Annotated in this window: 13 protein-coding genes and 1 tRNA gene; 10 read left to right on the top strand and 4 right to left on the bottom strand. The window is 69.0% G+C overall.

The genetic code is table 11. From position 1 onward, the window contains the following. Positions 1–22 precede the first annotated feature (22 nt). The 3 genes from lolA (at position 23) to crcB (ending at position 2,425) form a co-directional block, all read left to right on the top strand. Positions 23–670 (top strand): outer membrane lipoprotein periplasmic chaperone LolA, encoded by a 648-nt coding sequence (gene lolA / locus N788_RS02060; protein ID WP_034220403.1) that lies wholly within the window; start codon positions 23–25, stop codon positions 668–670. A 93-nt stretch (positions 671–763) separates the two neighbouring features. Next, positions 764–2,035 carry a replication-associated recombination protein A gene (locus tag N788_RS02055; protein WP_084695850.1) on the top strand — a complete coding sequence of 424 codons (1,272 nt, stop codon included), beginning with the start codon at positions 764–766 and terminating at the stop codon, positions 2,033–2,035. Further along, positions 2,036–2,425: a fluoride efflux transporter CrcB gene (gene crcB, locus N788_RS02050; protein WP_034220401.1), complete on the top strand. Its 390-nt coding sequence runs from the start codon at positions 2,036–2,038 to the stop codon at positions 2,423–2,425. A 7-nt stretch (positions 2,426–2,432) separates the two neighbouring features. Here crcB and N788_RS02045 read toward each other — a convergent pair whose 3' ends face one another. Further along, entirely contained in the window at positions 2,433–3,155 is a 723-nt protein-coding gene (locus tag N788_RS02045; protein ID WP_034220399.1) for an RNA pseudouridine synthase, read from the bottom strand. A 253-nt stretch (positions 3,156–3,408) separates the two neighbouring features. On the opposite strand from N788_RS02045, the gene serS reads away from it, so the two are divergent. The 3 genes from serS (at position 3,409) to N788_RS02030 (ending at position 5,767) form a co-directional block, all read left to right on the top strand. Next, on the top strand, positions 3,409–4,689 hold the full coding sequence (gene serS, locus N788_RS02040; RefSeq protein WP_034220397.1) for a serine--tRNA ligase: 1,281 nt from the start codon (positions 3,409–3,411) through the stop codon (positions 4,687–4,689). Further along, complete coding sequence (locus N788_RS02035; RefSeq protein ID WP_034220396.1) at positions 4,686–5,657, top strand: LysR family transcriptional regulator; 972 nt, start codon at positions 4,686–4,688, stop codon at positions 5,655–5,657. The genes serS and N788_RS02035 overlap by 4 nt, the downstream gene beginning before the upstream one ends. A 20-nt stretch (positions 5,658–5,677) precedes the next feature. Then, positions 5,678–5,767: transfer RNA gene (locus N788_RS02030), tRNA-Ser, on the top strand. Between the two features lie 10 nt (positions 5,768–5,777). Here the strand turns inward: N788_RS02030 and N788_RS02025 are convergent. Further along, entirely contained in the window at positions 5,778–6,764 is a 987-nt protein-coding gene (locus tag N788_RS02025) for a CPBP family intramembrane glutamic endopeptidase (RefSeq protein ID WP_034220394.1), read from the bottom strand. A gap of 265 nt (positions 6,765–7,029) precedes the next feature. Here N788_RS02025 and N788_RS02020 point away from each other — a divergent pair, with 265 nt between their 5' ends. After that, positions 7,030–7,680, top strand: a complete 651-nt coding sequence (locus N788_RS02020; RefSeq protein ID WP_034220392.1) for a response regulator — start codon at positions 7,030–7,032, stop codon at positions 7,678–7,680. Positions 7,681–7,745: 65 nt separating this feature from the next. Here the strand turns inward: N788_RS02020 and N788_RS02015 are convergent, their stop codons facing one another. Next, complete coding sequence (locus tag N788_RS02015) at positions 7,746–10,766, bottom strand: Rne/Rng family ribonuclease (RefSeq protein ID WP_084695834.1); 3,021 nt, start codon at positions 10,764–10,766, stop codon at positions 7,746–7,748. A 365-nt stretch (positions 10,767–11,131) separates the two neighbouring features. Here N788_RS02015 and N788_RS02010 point away from each other — a divergent pair, with 365 nt between their 5' ends. Further along, a complete protein-coding gene (locus N788_RS02010; protein WP_034220390.1) occupies positions 11,132–12,094 on the top strand; it encodes an RluA family pseudouridine synthase in 963 nt (320 codons plus the stop codon). A 96-nt stretch (positions 12,095–12,190) separates the two neighbouring features. Here N788_RS02010 and N788_RS02005 read toward each other — a convergent pair whose 3' ends face one another. Then, complete coding sequence (locus tag N788_RS02005; protein ID WP_034220388.1) at positions 12,191–12,529, bottom strand: 4a-hydroxytetrahydrobiopterin dehydratase; 339 nt, start codon at positions 12,527–12,529, stop codon at positions 12,191–12,193. Between the two features lie 57 nt (positions 12,530–12,586). Here N788_RS02005 and N788_RS02000 point away from each other — a divergent pair, with 57 nt between their 5' ends. Both N788_RS02000 and N788_RS14920 read left to right on the top strand, forming a co-directional pair. Beyond that, complete coding sequence (locus tag N788_RS02000; RefSeq protein ID WP_034220387.1) at positions 12,587–13,174, top strand: NfuA family Fe-S biogenesis protein; 588 nt, start codon at positions 12,587–12,589, stop codon at positions 13,172–13,174. Positions 13,175–13,261: 87 nt separating this feature from the next. Then, the gene (locus N788_RS14920) at positions 13,262–14,734 is read left to right on the top strand and encodes a hypothetical protein (protein ID WP_051924251.1); all 1,473 of its coding nucleotides are present in this window, start codon (positions 13,262–13,264) and stop codon (positions 14,732–14,734) included. Positions 14,735–14,741 lie beyond the last annotated feature (7 nt).

Here is a 14,741-nt window from a genome sequence, read left to right as displayed (position 1 = left end):
AATTGCCCACGAGGTTTTTTCGATGCGCCTTTTCGTATTGCTGATGCTCGCCCTCGCCGCGCCGCTGGCCAACGCCGGTGCGCGCGACCAACTCGACGCCTTCGGCGCCGGCATGCAGGGCATGGCCGCCGACTTCCGGCAGCGGGTCTACGACCCGGACGGCGAACTGCTCGAGTCGTCCAGCGGCAAGCTGCAGCTGCGCGCGCCGCGGCAGTTCCGCTGGGAAGTGGTCGAGCCGTTCCCGCAGCTGATCGTCGCCGATGGCACCCACGTCTGGATCCACGACCCGGACCTGGAACAGGTCACCGTGCGCATCCAGAGCCATGAAGAGCAGGGCAGCCCGCTGTCGGTGCTGGTGGACCCGACCGAGCTCGAGCGCCAGTTCAAGGTCAGCGAAGCCGGCCAGGCCGACGGCCTGGCCTGGTTGGACCTGGATCCGGTCAAGCCCGCGGAGTCGCCGTTCGAGAAGGCCCGCCTGGGCTTCGACGCCAAGGGCCTGGTCGTGATGGAAATGCACGATGGCCTGGGCCAGCGTACCCAGGTGCGCTTCAGCGACTGGCAGCGCAACCCGGCCGTGGCGGCCGACACCTTCCGCTTCACCCCGCCGCCAGGCACCGAGGTGGTGGGCGAGAAGGCGCAGGCTGCCGAGGTCATGCCGCTGGCGGATTAGCCAAGCCGTTACACTGTCGCGGTGAGCCGCAAAGCCCCCGCCACGCCCCCGCTGTTCGCCCCGCCCGAGGCCCTCAAGCCGCTGGCCGAACGCATGCGCCCGGCCAGCCTGGACGACATGGTCGGCCAGCGCCGGCTGCTCTCGTCGGGCTCGGCACTGCGCCGCGCGGTTGAATCCGGGCGGGTGCATTCGATGATCCTCTGGGGCCCGCCGGGCTGCGGCAAGACCACGCTGGCGCTGCTGCTGGCGCGTTATGCCGAAGCCGAGTTCGTGGCGATTTCGGCGGTGCTCTCGGGCCTGCCGCAGGTGCGCGAGGTGCTGGCGGCGGCCGAGGCGCGGTTTGCCGAGGGTCGTCGCACGGTGCTGTTCGTGGACGAGGTGCATCGGTTCAACAAGACCCAGCAGGACGCCTTCCTGCCGCACATCGAGCGCGGCAGCATCCTGTTCGTCGGCGCCACCACCGAAAATCCCAGCTTCGAACTCAATTCCGCGTTGCTCTCCCGATGCCGCGTGCACGTGCTCGAATCGGTGTCGGTGGACGACATCGTCGCGGCGCTGCAGCGGGCGCTGGACGACGGCGAACGCGGCCTGGGCGGGCAGGGCATCGAGGTCGACGCCGCGCGCCTGCGCGACATCGCCGGCGCGGCCGACGGCGATGTCCGGCGGGCGCTGACCCTGCTCGAGATCGCCGCCGAACTGGCCGCGGACGAAGGCGGCCGCATCACCGAAACCACGCTGGCCCAGGTGCTGGCCGACCGCACCCGCCGCTTCGACAAGGGCGGCGAGCAGTTCTACGACCAGATTTCGGCCTTGCACAAGTCCGTGCGCAGTTCGAACCCCGACGGCGCCCTGTACTGGTTCGCGCGCATGCTCGACGGCGGCTGCGACCCGGCCTACCTGGCCCGGCGCATCACCCGCATGGCGGTCGAGGACATCGGCCTGGCCGATCCGCGTGGCCTGCAGATCTGCGTCGAAGCCTGGGACACCTACGACCGCCTGGGGAGCCCCGAAGGCGACCTGGCGCTGGCGCAGGCAGTGATCTACCTGGCCAGCACCGCCAAATCCAACGCCGGTTACGTCGCCTTCAAGGCGGCCCAGGCCGATGTCCGCGAGGCCGGCACGCTGGACGTGCCGCTGCACCTGCGCAACGCGCCGACCAAGCTGATGAAGTCGCTGGGCTACGGCAGCGGCTACCAGTACGACCACGACGCGCCCGAGGGCATCGCCCTGGGCCAGACCGCCTTCCCGGAGGCCATGGGTGAGCGGGTCTATTACCGGCCGGTCGAGCGCGGCCTGGAAATAAAGCTCAAGGAAAAACTCGATCGCCTGCGGGCGTCGCGCGAACAGGCGCGCGGGGAGGGCTGAGTGAACTGGACCCTGCTCTGGCTGGTGATGGCCGGCGGCGCGATCGGCGCCGGCGGACGGCACCTGGTGGGCGGCTGGCTGCTGCGCCAGCTCGGCGACGGCATGCCCTGGGGCACGCTGGCGGTGAACCTGGCCGGCAGCTTGCTGGCGGGCTTCCTGCTGGTCTGGCTGGAAGACCGCGGATCCGGGGCGCTTTACGCCCGCGCCTTCCTGGTCGTTGGCGTGCTCGGCGGGCTGACGACGTATTCGGCGCTGATGCTCGAATGCCTGGTGTTCGCGCGTACGGCGAAGCCCGGGCTGATGCTGGGCTACCTGGCGGTCACCCTGGTGGGCGGCCTGGCCCTGGTCTGGGCCGGGGCGCGGCTGGCCGGCTGGCTGCGGCCGGTCTGAACCGGTTTCAGAAGCGTTCCAGCACCGGCAGGTAGCGCCATTGCCCGACCGGCATCTTGGCCAGGCCGACCCGGCCAATGCGCAGGCGGCGCACCGCCGTGGCCTTGAGGCCGACTTCGGCACAAAGGTGTTCGAGCAGGCCGGGGCGTACGCCCTTGATGGCGAAACGCAGGCGCTGTTCGCTTTGCCAGCTGACCCGGAAAGGGGCGACCGGCCAGCCCTGGTAGGTGGTGCCGCCGGTCAGCCGGCTCCAGCCGTAGGGCGCGAGTTCGCCTTCGACATCGACGTTGAATTCCTGTTCCAGGCGCTCGCCGTCCTGCCTGAGCTTTTGCAGCACCCGGCCGTCCTGGCTGAAGACCATCAGGCCGCTGGCTTCGGCAGGCAGCGGCATCGCCGGCTCCAGGCGCGGGAAGTGGCGCTGGAGCAGGCGCCAGCCAGACGGGTCGTCTTCCCAGCGGTTGTCGCGCACCAGCAGCTTCGCGGCCGGATTGTCGCCGGCCCCGGGGTCGAAGCCGGCGGGCTTGTGCAGCAGCATCGTCGCCGGCTCGGCGGCTTCCGCGGCGGCATCGGGCAGCAGGGCCACCGTTTCATCAGTGACCGGGTGCTGCGGTGCCTCGACGACCACGCCGTCCACCGTGACCCAGCCGCCCTGCACGTAGCGCTCGGCTTCGCTGCGGGTGCAGCCGGTGATCTCGACCACGCGGCGGGCCAGGCGGACGGGTTCGGTCATGACTTGCGGGCGGCCTTCTTGAGGTCCTTTTCCGCGCGTTTTTCCTTCGGGGTCTTCTCCGGCTTCTTTTTTTCGTTCTTTTTCTGGTTCAGGCCCTTGGCCATGGTCATGCTCCGTGGTGCCGCCACGCGGATGCGCGGCCCGGCGGCGGCAAGCATGCGCCAGCTGCCGCGGAATGGCCACGATTTTCGTTGCAGGGGCGTCGGCCGGGGCGCGATAATGCGACGTCCCGTTTCATTTCTGGAATGACCCCATGCTCGACCCGACCCTCCTGCGCAGCCAGCTCGCCGAGACCGCCGCCCGTCTCAAGCAGTCCCGTGGCTTCGATCTGGACGTGGCCGCACTGGAGCGGCTCGAAGCCGAGCGCAAGGCGATCCAGGGCCGTACCCAGGAACTGCAGAACCTGCGCAACACCCGATCCAAGGCCATCGGCCAGGCCAAGGCCAAGGGCGAGGACGTGGCGCCCCTGATGGCCGAGGTCGCCGGCATCGGCGACGAACTCAAGGCCTCCGAGGCCCGGCTCGATGCCCTGCGTGCCGAGATCGATGCGATCGCGATGGCCATCCCCAACCTGCCCGACGCCAGCGTGCCGGCCGGCAAGGACGAAACCGACAACCAGGAAATCAGCCGCTGGGGCACGCCGCGCCAGTTCGATTTCGCGGTGAAGGACCATGTCGAACTCGGCGCCCGCGATGGCTGGCTCGACGGCGACACCGCGGCCAAGCTCAGCGGCGCGCGTTTCACCGTGCTGCGCGGCCCGCTCGCGCGCCTGCACCGCGCCCTGGCCCAGTTCATGCTGGACCTGCACGCCGGCGAGCATGGTTACGAAGAAACCAACGTGCCGCTGGTCGTCAATGCCGACAGCCTGCGTGGCACCGGCCAGCTGCCCAAGTTCGAGGACGACCTGTTCGCGACCGCGCTTGGCGATGACCGCCGCTACCTGATCCCGACCAGCGAAGTGCCGCTGACCAACATCGTGCGCGACAGCATCGTCGAGGACGCCGTGATGCCGCTGCGCATGACCGCGCATTCGATGTGCTTCCGCGCCGAGGCCGGCAGCCACGGCCGCGACACCCGCGGCATGATCCGCCAGCACCAGTTCGAGAAGGTCGAACTGGTCTCGATCGCCCGTCCTGCCGAGTCCGATGCCGAACACGAGCGCATGACCGGCTGCGCCGAAGCGGTGCTGCAAAAGCTCGGCCTGCCTTACCGCAAGGTGCTGCTGTGCACCGGCGACATGGGCTTTTCGGCCGTCAAGACCTACGACCTGGAAGTCTGGCTGCCGAGCCAGGACACCTACCGCGAGATCAGCAGCTGCTCGAACTGCGGCGACTTCCAGGCACGGCGCATGCAGGCGCGCTGGCGCAATCCGGCCACCGGCAAGCCCGAGCCGGTGCACACGCTCAATGGTTCCGGCGTGGCCGTCGGCCGCGCGCTCATCGCGGTGATGGAAAACTACCAGCAAGCCGACGGCAGCATCGAGATCCCGGCGGTGCTGCGGCCCTACATGGGCAACCAGGAGTGCATCGGATGAACCACCCCGACCTCAACGATCTCCAGTTCTACGCCATGGTCGTCGAACACGGCGGCTTCGCAGCGGCCGAACGCGCCCTGGGCGTGCCCAAGTCGCGCCTGAGCCGCCGCATCGCCCAGCTGGAAAACGAGCTGGGCGTGCGCCTGCTGCAGCGTTCGACCCGCAAGTTCGCGGTCACCGACGTCGGCCAGAGCGTCTACCGCCACGCCCAGACCATGCTGGCCGAGGCCCAGGCGGCCCGCGAGGCGGTCGACCGCGTGTCCGCCGCGCCGCGCGGCACCATCAAGGTAAGCTGCCCGATCGCGTTGGCGCAGGAACTGCTTGCGCCGTTGCTGCCGACCTTCATGAAGACCCATCCCCAGGTGCGCATCCAGCTGCACGTGAGCAACCGGCGCGTGGACGTGATCCAGGAAGGTTTCGACGTGGCCCTGCGCGTGCGCATGCAGCTGGACGAAGACGGCGAGATGGTGGCCCGCCGGTTTGGCCAGTTGCGCGAATTGCTGGTGGCCAGCCCGCGCTATCTCGACCGCGTCGGGCGACCGCAGGTGCCGGCCGACCTGGCCGGCCACACGACGCTGAGTACGAGCGACGACGACGCACGCCAGCGCTGGACCCTGCACGGCCCCGAGGGCCAGGTGCAGCGCGTTGACCTGACGCCGGTGCTGATGGCCGGGGATTTCCCGCTTCAACTGGCCGCCGCCCGCGACGGCCTGGGCGTGGTGCTGCTGCCGGAGCTGAGCTGCGCCGAAGCCATCCGGCGTGGCGAGCTGGAAGTGGTGCTGCCGCACTGGAACCTGCCCCAGGGCATCTGCCACGCGATCTATCCTTCGCGCCGCGGCTTGCTGCCGGCGGTGCGGGTGTTCATTGATTTCCTGGCCGAGCACTTGCCACCGAAGATCCAGGACAGCAAGCTCAAATGCGGCACGCCCGGCGGCGTGCCCTGCGAGAAGATTGTCGCGGCCCCTTAGCCGCGACTTGCAACAGTTTCGGAAGAGTGGCCGAGCGGTTTAAGGCACCGGTCTTGAAAACCGGCGAAGGGTCAAACCTTCCGTGGGTTCGAATCCCACCTCTTCCGCCATCTCCCGGTCTTATCCTGAAAAGGCGGCGTGCAGGGCCAGGGCCAGCACGTTGTAGCCGCCGTGCGCGACCAGGCAGGCGGGCAGGGAGCGGGTGAGGGCGTAGACCGCGGAGAAGATGGCGGCCAGCACGACCGTGCCCGGAAGCTCCGGGCCGACGAAGGGCAGGTGCACGGCGGTGAACGCCAGCACCGACAGCCCGCACGCGGGCAACAGGCCCACGGCGCGCTCGGCGACTGGGATGAGCCAGGCGCGGAAGGCCAGTTCCTCCAGGAAGGGAGCGTAAAGGCCGACGATCAGGAACATCGGCCACCACGGCGCGTCCGCGTCCATGCCCAGGATGGCGTCGCTGCCCATGCCGCTGCCGGGCCAGACCAGGCGGCTCAAGCCGTCGATGAGATGCACGGCGGCCACGCCGGCCACGGCCGCGGCGACAGCGATGCCCAAGGCAGGCCAGACAGGGCGGGGAAGGGCGAAGGGCGAGGGCAGCCTGAAGCCAACGCCGAAGCCCCAATAGGCGATCAGCAGCGTGCCGGTGGGCACCACCAGCATCAGCAGCGCCGTCACCAGGGAATCGTCCCAGGCCTCGGGATCAAAGGGGCTGGGCAGGTCGTTGTAGACGGTGGCGTGCGCTTCGCAGCTGCGGACGCCGGAGGCGCGCACGAGGTCCTGCAGCGTGGTCCTCGCCGCCGACAGCTCGAAGGTGCGCAGGCGCGAGAAGCCCACGGCGACGTCCAGGCCCGCGCATTCTTCGGGACGATGGTCGGGGAAACCGTCGGGAACGAACTCGCCGTCCGCGAACACCGGGTGGCGGGTGACGCGGGCCTGCAGCGATTGAAGCTGGGCCGGCGTGCCCTGCACCCAGGCCAGGACGCGGTCGTGGTGGCCCAGCTTGTCGAGCGCGAACATCCACGTGGCCGCCAGGCCCAGCAGCAGTGCCGGCAGCAGCAGCGAGAGTCCGAGCAGGCCAAGGCGCTGCAGGAGTTGGGAAGGCGACATGTCGGTTCAACCCGGTGGAAGGTGCCCAGTGTCCGGTCGCGTCGCCACGGTGTCTGTCGTCCGCCATCGCTGGGTGTCGTAGTCATTTTCCGCGTGATCGGCCCGTCGCAGGCAGGCATCCGCGCAACTTGTCAGGCACCGATAACAGGGTTCGTGCCATTGACCCCCGGGTAGGAAATAACCTAGCGAAATGGCGGCAAGTTGCCCTTGTCGCGTCGGCGCTCGCTCGCCTAGCGTGGAACGCGAACCCTGGGGAGGGACACACATGATCCGAGTATTCATCGTCGACGACCACGCGCTCGTGCGCACCGGCTACCGCCTCATCCTCGAGCAGGCCGGCGGCATCGAGATCATCGGCGAAGCGGCCACCGGCGAAGAGGCGCTGCCGCTGGTGCGCCGGCTGCAGCCAGACGTGGTGCTTTGCGACCTGCACCTGCCCGGGATCAGCGGGCTGGACGTCACCGAGCGCGTCGTGCGTGCCGACCTGGGCACGCGCGTGATCATCGTCTCGATACAGGAAGACGGGCCGATGCCGCGCCGGCTCATCGAAGCGGGTGCGTCGGGTTACCTGGGCAAGGGCTGCGACCCGCAGGAACTGGTGCGTGCCGTCGGCGACGTATTCCGCGGTCGTCGCTACCTGGCCAGCGACGTCGCCCAGCGCATGGCCCTGGACGGGTTTGGTGGCCAGTCATCGCCTTTCGACGCACTGTCCCCGCGGGAACTGCAAGTGGCGCGCCTGCTTTGCCAGGGACTGCGCATGGAAGAAATCGGCCGTCGGCTCAGCCTGAGCGGAAAAACCGTGGCCACGCACAAATACCGGTTGTTCGAGAAACTGGGCATCCGGGACGCCATCTCGCTGGCCCGCTTGGCCGGGCAGCACGGCGTTTCCGACCCCGCCTCCGCGCTCAGCGCCTGAAACCCCGGTCCGGAACGAACAAGGGCGCCCGAAGGCGCCCTTGTCCGATATCTCGTGCAGCAGCGTCAGCTGGCCTTGTCGTCCTGCGCCTGCTTGGACGCGTCAGGATCAGCCAGGGACCAGTCCGGAGCCTCGGGGGCTTCGACAGGCTTTTCCTGGGTCTGCGGGCGCGGCGGGCTGTCGAACTGTGCCGGTTGGGTCCGCAGGTAGGGATTGACCGGGTCCTGCTCCGGAATCAGGCTCGGCTGCGTCGGCTGGGCCGCGCGCTGGCTGGGCGCGGGCGTGGCCTCGGGCTCCGGCTTCGCTTCCGGCTGGGGCTCGGCTTTCGGCGCGGGGGCGGGCTTCGCCGCTTGCGTCGGCTCGGGCTTCGGCGGAGCCGCGTCGGCGACCGCGTCCGCCTTGGTGGCTTCCGGCGGTGCTTCGGCCGCCACGGCCTCGGCGACGGGCGCAGCCGGCTCCGCGTTGGCGGTGACCTCGGGCTTCGCATCGTCCTTGCCGGGCGCGACCGCTTCCGCCGCGGCGGGCTGCGCCGCCACCGGCACCGGCGTGGTGTCGATGGCCACGGCCTGCACCGAGGGCTCAGGCTCCGGCTTCGGCATCGGAGCCGGCGGCTCCACCGTCACAACGGCGGCGGCCGACGTCGCCACGACCGGCACGACGGCCGGCGTCGGCGCCAGGTCCTCGAAATCCGACTCTGCCGCGGTCACGGCCGATGTGCTGGCTTCCGCAGACTTGCCGCCGCCCTGGCCGTCGTCGGCGCCAGCGGACTCTTCGCCCTCGTCACCCGAGTCCTCGTTGGTACTCGTCTCGGCACCGGCTTCCGAACGACGGCGGCGGCGACCGCCGCGACGGCCACGGCGACGACGGCCGGTGCCCTCGGTCGAGGCCGACGAATCATTCGCCGTGTCCTCGCTGCTACCTTCCTGGCTGGCCAGGGCCGCGTCCGTCCGCTCCAGGTCGGCCTCGTCGGCGGCATCGGCCGCGGAAGCACCTGCGCCTCCAGCGGCCGCGGCCTGCTGCCGTGCCTCGCGCGCCTCGCGGCGCTCCTGCTCGCGCTTGAGGTTTTCCTGGCGCTGCTGCTCGCGACGCTCGGCGTCCTTCTTCTGGTTTTCCTCGCGGCGCTTCTGGGCCTCGGCGCGCTTGGCCTCGTCCTGCTGCTTCTGTTCTTCGGTGCGCTCGGGCTTGGGGGCCTTCTGCTTGCCGGCCTGGGCCGGCTTGCCGCCGCGGTCGCGCTCGATGCGCTCGCGGCGACCGCCACGTTCACGGCGACCGCCGCGTTCGTTGCGCTCACCCCGTTCGCCGCGCTCGCCGCGTTCGGATCGGTCACCGCGATCGTTGCGCTTGGCCCTGGCCGGCGCCTCGGCGGGCGTGTCGTCGCCGCTGAACAGGGCCGCCAGCCGGGCGAAGAAGCCACGCTTGGCCGCCGGTTCCTTGATTGCCGCCGGCAGCGGTGCCGGTTCGGGCGCCTCTTCGCGCACCGGCGCCGGGTTCGGCGGGCGCACGGCGGTGACCGACGGCAGGTCAGGCACGTTGATGTGCGACTTGGTCAGGGCATGCACGGCCTGCTTGCGCGGGCTGGTGCGGTGGTAGCTGGGCTTGCCCGACTCTTCACCCAGCTCGTTGTCGCGCAGGCGGGTGATGTTGAAGTGCGGCGTCTCGATCTGGTCGTCGGCGACCACCACCACCGGGGCGTCGTGCCGGGTCTCGATCTCGACCAGGGCGCGGCGCTTTTCATTGAGCAGGTAGTTGGCGATTTCCGGCGGCGCCTGGACCAGCACCTGCCCGGTGTTTTCCTTCATCGCGTGCTCTTCGGCCAGACGCAGGATCGACAGCGACAGCGATTCGACGCTGCGCATGCGGCCGTGGCCTTCGCAGCGCGGGCAGACCACCTGGCTGGACTCGCCCAGGCTCGGGCGCAGGCGCTGGCGGCTCATTTCGAGCAGGCCGAAGCGGGAGATGCGGCCGATCTGCACGCGGGCGCGGTCCTGCTTCAGGGCGACCTGCAGGCGTTCCTCGACCTGGCGCTGGTGCTTGCCCGAGGCCATGTCGATGAAGTCGATGACCACCAGGCCGCCCAGGTCGCGCAGGCGCATCTGGCGGGCCACTTCGTCGGCGGCTTCCAGGTTGGTGTTGAACGCCGTGTCCTCGATGTCGCTGCCCTTGGTGGCGCGCGCCGAGTTGACGTCGATGGCGGTCAGCGCCTCGGTCTGGTCGACCACGATCGAGCCGCCCGAGGGCAGGCGCACCTGGCGCTCGTAGGCGCCTTCGATCTGCGACTCGATCTGGTAGCGGTTGAACAGCGGGGTCGGATCTTCGTAGAACTTGAGCTTGCGCAGGTTCTGCGGCATCACCGACTGCATGAAGTCGCGGGCCTCGTCGTACATCTCCTGCGTATCGACCAGGATTTCACCGACGTCGGCGCGCAGGTAGTCACGCAGGGCGCGGATGATCAGGCGCGATTCCTGGTAGATCAGGAAGGGCGCCGGCTTGGACAGCGCGGCGTCGGTGATCGACTTCCAGACCTGGAGCAGGTAATCGAGGTCCCACTGCAGCTCGTCGGCGGCGCGGCCAACGCCGGCGGTGCGGATGATCACGCCCATTTCCTCGGGAATGGTCAGCGCATCCATCGCTTCCTTCAGCGCGGCGCGGTCGTCGCCCTCGACCCGGCGCGAAACGCCACCGGCGGAGGGCGAGTTGGGCATCAGCACCATGTAGCGGCCGGCCAGCGAGATGAAGGTGGTCAGGGCAGCGCCCTTGTTGCCACGTTCTTCCTTTTCGACCTGGACCACGACTTCCTGGCCTTCGCGCAGGAATTCCTTCAGGCCGGCCTTGTTCGGGTCGACGCCGGGGACGAAGTAGTCGCGGGAGATTTCCTTGAGCGGGAGGAACCCGTGTCGTTCGCCGCCGTATTCGACGAAGGCGGCTTCAAGTGAGGGTTCGAGCCGGACGATGCGGCCCTTGTAGATGTTGGACTTCTTCTGTTCCTTCGAGGGCTGCTCGATGTCGATGTCGTACAGGTTCTGGCCATCGACGATCGCCACGCGCAATTCTTCAGCCTGCGTGGCATTGATCAGCATACGCTTCATGGTGGATTCCTCACGCGCTCGTACCGCGAGGAACGCCGGGGTCCGCGCCCGATGTAACTGGCCCGGGGCGCATGGCGCGCCCGGGCCTGGCAGGAACTTCCAGCGCTACAGACCTTGGGCGAACCCACGGGAGCGCTTGTTTGTTTTGTTCGGTCTTAGGGCCCGGACCCCGCCGCGCGGCGTCCGGTGTTCGCAGGCATTCAGGCCTGCGGCAATATCCGTCCGCCTTCGGCACCGGCTAACATGGTCACCCCCGTGGGGTGTGGTAGCGGTTCCTCGGGATTCGCAGGGGTCGGCTTTTGGCCGGGGAGCCCCTTCGAAATCAGGACGTTATCTCGCGCAGTGATTGTATAGGGGCAACCCCCATGGCGGCAAACCAAGACGTCTCGACCGGCGTGAGACTGGTCCGGGTCCCCGAGGACCGGGAGGGCCAGCGGCTGGACAACTTCCTGCTGCTGCAGCTCAAGGGGGCCCCGCGAAGCCTGGTCTACAAGCTCGTGCGCAGTGGCCAGGTCCGGATCAACGGCAAGCGGGCCAAGGCCGACAGCCGCCTGGCCGGGGGGGACGAGGTGCGCATCCCGCCGGTCCGGCTGGCCGAGCCGGGCGAGGTGAAGGCACCGCCCAAGGGCATGCTCGAACGCCTGGAAGCGAGCATCGTCTTCGAGGACAAGGCCCTGCTGGCGATCAGCAAACCCAGCGGCATCGCCACCCACGGTGGCAGCGGCATCAGTTTCGGCGTGATCGAGGCGCTGCGGTCGCTGCGCCCGGGCGAGCCGCTGGAGCTGGTGCACCGGCTCGACCGGGACACCTCCGGGGTGCTGGTGCTGGCCAAGAAGCGTTCGGCCCTGCTGGAGCTGCAGCGCCTGATGCGCGCCGGCGAGGACGACGAAGGGCCGGCCAAGCGCTACCTGGCCCTGTTGGTCGGGCGCGTGCCCAACGGCACGCTGACCGTCGACGCGCCGCTACAGAAATCCGTGCTCCAGGGCGGCGAGCGCATGGTCCGCGTGGATCCGTCGGGCAAACCCTCGATCAGCCACGTCAAGGTGCTCGAGCGCCGCGGCGGCCACAGCTTCTGCGAGGTGCGCATCGAAACCGGTCGTACCCACCAGATCCGCGTGCATGCCGCGCACCTGGGCCATCCGGTGGCGGGCGACGAAAAATACGGCGACCGTGACGCCAACAAGCGCCTGGTCGAACAGGCCGGGCTGCGCCGGCTGTTCCTGCACGCGGCGTCGATCGAGTTCGCGCTCGAGAACGGCGCCAAGCCCTACCTGATCAACGCGCCGCTGCCCGACGACCTCAAGGCCGTGCTCGACCGCCTGGCCTGAACAATCTTGTAGGAGCGCCTTCAGGCGCGAATCCCTTCTTTGCCAAAGGCAAAGTCAAAAGATTCGCGCCTGAAGGCGCTCCTACAGGAAGGGGTGTCAGGCCAGCTGTTCGGCCTTGGCGGCGCAGGTGAAGTCGTTCTCGCTCAGCCCGCCGACGTCGTGGGTGGAATAGCGCACCACCGCCCGGTCATAGTGCACGCCCAGGTCGGGATGGTGGTCCTGGGCGTGGGCGACGTAGGCCAGGGCGTTCACGAAGGCCATCGTCCGGTAGTAGTCCTTGAAACGGAAGGTGCGGGTGATGGCCTTGCCTTCGTCGGCCAGCTCCCAGCCGGGCAGGGCGGCCAGGCGCGCGGCCACGGCATCGGCGTCGAGCTGGTGCTGCGGCCCCTTCAGGGGCTGGCAGTCGCGGTCGGCGAGTTCATTGATCGTGGTCATGACAGCGTTCCGGTGCATGGGCAGCCAAGTATAGGGCCGGGCGTTAGAATGCACGCCATGATCAACCTGTCCGCGAACGCCCAGACCTATTTCCGCCGCCTGCTCGAAACCCAGGGCGGCGACGCCGTTGGCATCCGCCTGTCCGCCGTCGAGCCCGGCACGCCGCGCGCGGATGCGCGCCTGGAGTTTTGCGACAACGGCGACCTGCTCGGCGACGAATGGGCCATCGACTGCGAAGGCTTCACGCTGTTCGTCGACGGCGCCAGCGTGCCCTACCTGGATTCGGCGGAAATCGACTACGCCAGCCACGCCACCGGTGGCCAGCTGACCATCAAGGCGCCGCGCATCAAGGGTGAAACGCCGGGTTCGGAGGCCAGCCTGGTCGAGCGCGTGCGCTGGCTGATCGAAACCGAGATCAACCCGCAGCTGGCGTCGCACAAGGGCCAGGTGGCGCTGGAATCGATCGATGCCGACGGCGTGGTCTACCTGCGCTTCGGTGGCGGCTGCCACGGCTGCGGCATGGCCGACGTGACGCTCAAGCAGGGCATCGAGAAGACGATGATGGCCCGTTTCCCCGAAGTCACGGCGGTGCGCGACGCCACCGACCACAGCACCGGCAGCGCGCCCTACATAGCCCGGGGCTGAACGCCAGCCGCGACCGAACGGTGCCTTAACCGATTTTTTTCAGGGGGGGCCGTTAGTCTCTGCGGGCCCTTCACCTGCGCGTGGCCTGTGAGCGAAGACATCGAGACCCCCGATCCCGCACAGGTCCTGGTGGATGCCGACCACCCCTGGCGTCCGATCCCCGACGCCGATCCGATGCCGATGCGACTGCGCATCGGCCTGTGGCTGATCATCACCGGTGGCCACCTGCTGGCCTTTTGGGTGCTCGATTCCGGTCGCTGGGTGGATCCGCTGCCACCACAGCGCGAAACGACGCTGGTGTTGCTCGAGCCGCTGCCGCTGCCCGAACCCGAGCCTGTGCCCGAACCCGAACCGGAGCCTCAGCCCGAGCCCGAGCCCGAGCCCGAACCGGAGCCTCAGCCCGAGTCTGAGCCTCAGCCGGAACCGGAACCGGAACCGGAACCGGAACCAGAACCAGAGCCGGAACCAGAGCCGGAACCAGAGCCGGAACCAGAGCCGGAACCAGAGCCCGAGCCCGTACCCGAACCCGAGCCCGAGATCGAACTCGAGCGGCCGACGATCGATCGCCCCGTGCTCGAGGCGGTTGAAGTCACCGAACCGGTGTTCGATTCACCGGTGCCCCGGCCTTCACCGGTCACGGTGGACATCGCCGTCGACGACGCGCCGCCGCCTCCGGAGTTGGCCCGGATCGAAGCCGTTGCGCCGACTCTCGAGCCTGCGCCGCAGACCGCGCCGCCCAGCCCGACCCCGGCGGTTGCGCTGGCGCCGGTGATCGACGTCACCGAACCCGAACGCGCCCGGCCGATGGTCGAGTTCGAGCCCCTGGATCCGGACAAGAAGAAAAAAACGCGCATCGTGATCGATCCGATCACGCTCGAACCGATCGAAATCGACGAAGCCGTGGGCGGCGAGCCGGTGCCACCCCCGCCGCCGTCTCCGGGCCAGCAGGCCGCGGATGTCTGGGCGCCGCAGCCCCGCGCCGGTTCCCAGGCGCTGCAGGCGGTCGAGGCCTCGCCCGGCGCTGGTTCGCTATCGCTCTACAACCCCGACGGCTCGCTGGCCTTGCCCGACGAGGTGCGTGAGCAACTGGCCGAATCCAGCGGCGATGACCGTCGTTTCGGCTTCCGCCAGCCCGGTCTGGAGGAGTCGGCGGAGTTCATGAAACGACGCAAGGTCCTCGAGTACGAACCCACGCGGTTCGATGCCAGCTGGCGGCCGGAAACCGACCTGCTGACCGAACTGCTGGAAAAAGCGGTCGAAGCCTCGACCATGTACGTCGACATCCCGATCCCGGGCAGTCCGGGTTCGAAACTGCGCTGCGGCGTCGTCGTGCTGGCGGCCGGCGGTGGCTGCGGCATCGTCAATGCCAATGACAACGATGCGGTGGTCAACGCCGGCGACGACCCCAATACGCTCAGCCCGGAAGAGCAGCAGCAATGCCAGCAGTGGTGGGAGCAGATCGTCGATCCCGAAAGCCACGCCGCCTGGCGCCGGACGCGCGCACTTTACGAAATAGAGTGCCGCAAGCCGCCGGCGGTCGACCGGATGCCGCCCGGCTGAGCCCCGG

Origin of the sequence: Arenimonas donghaensis DSM 18148 = HO3-R19 (assembly GCF_000743535.1) — a bacterium.
Lineage (GTDB): Bacteria > Pseudomonadota > Gammaproteobacteria > Xanthomonadales > Xanthomonadaceae > Arenimonas > Arenimonas donghaensis.
Note: the sequence above shows the minus strand (reverse complement) of the source record. Positions and strands in the feature narration are given on the sequence as shown.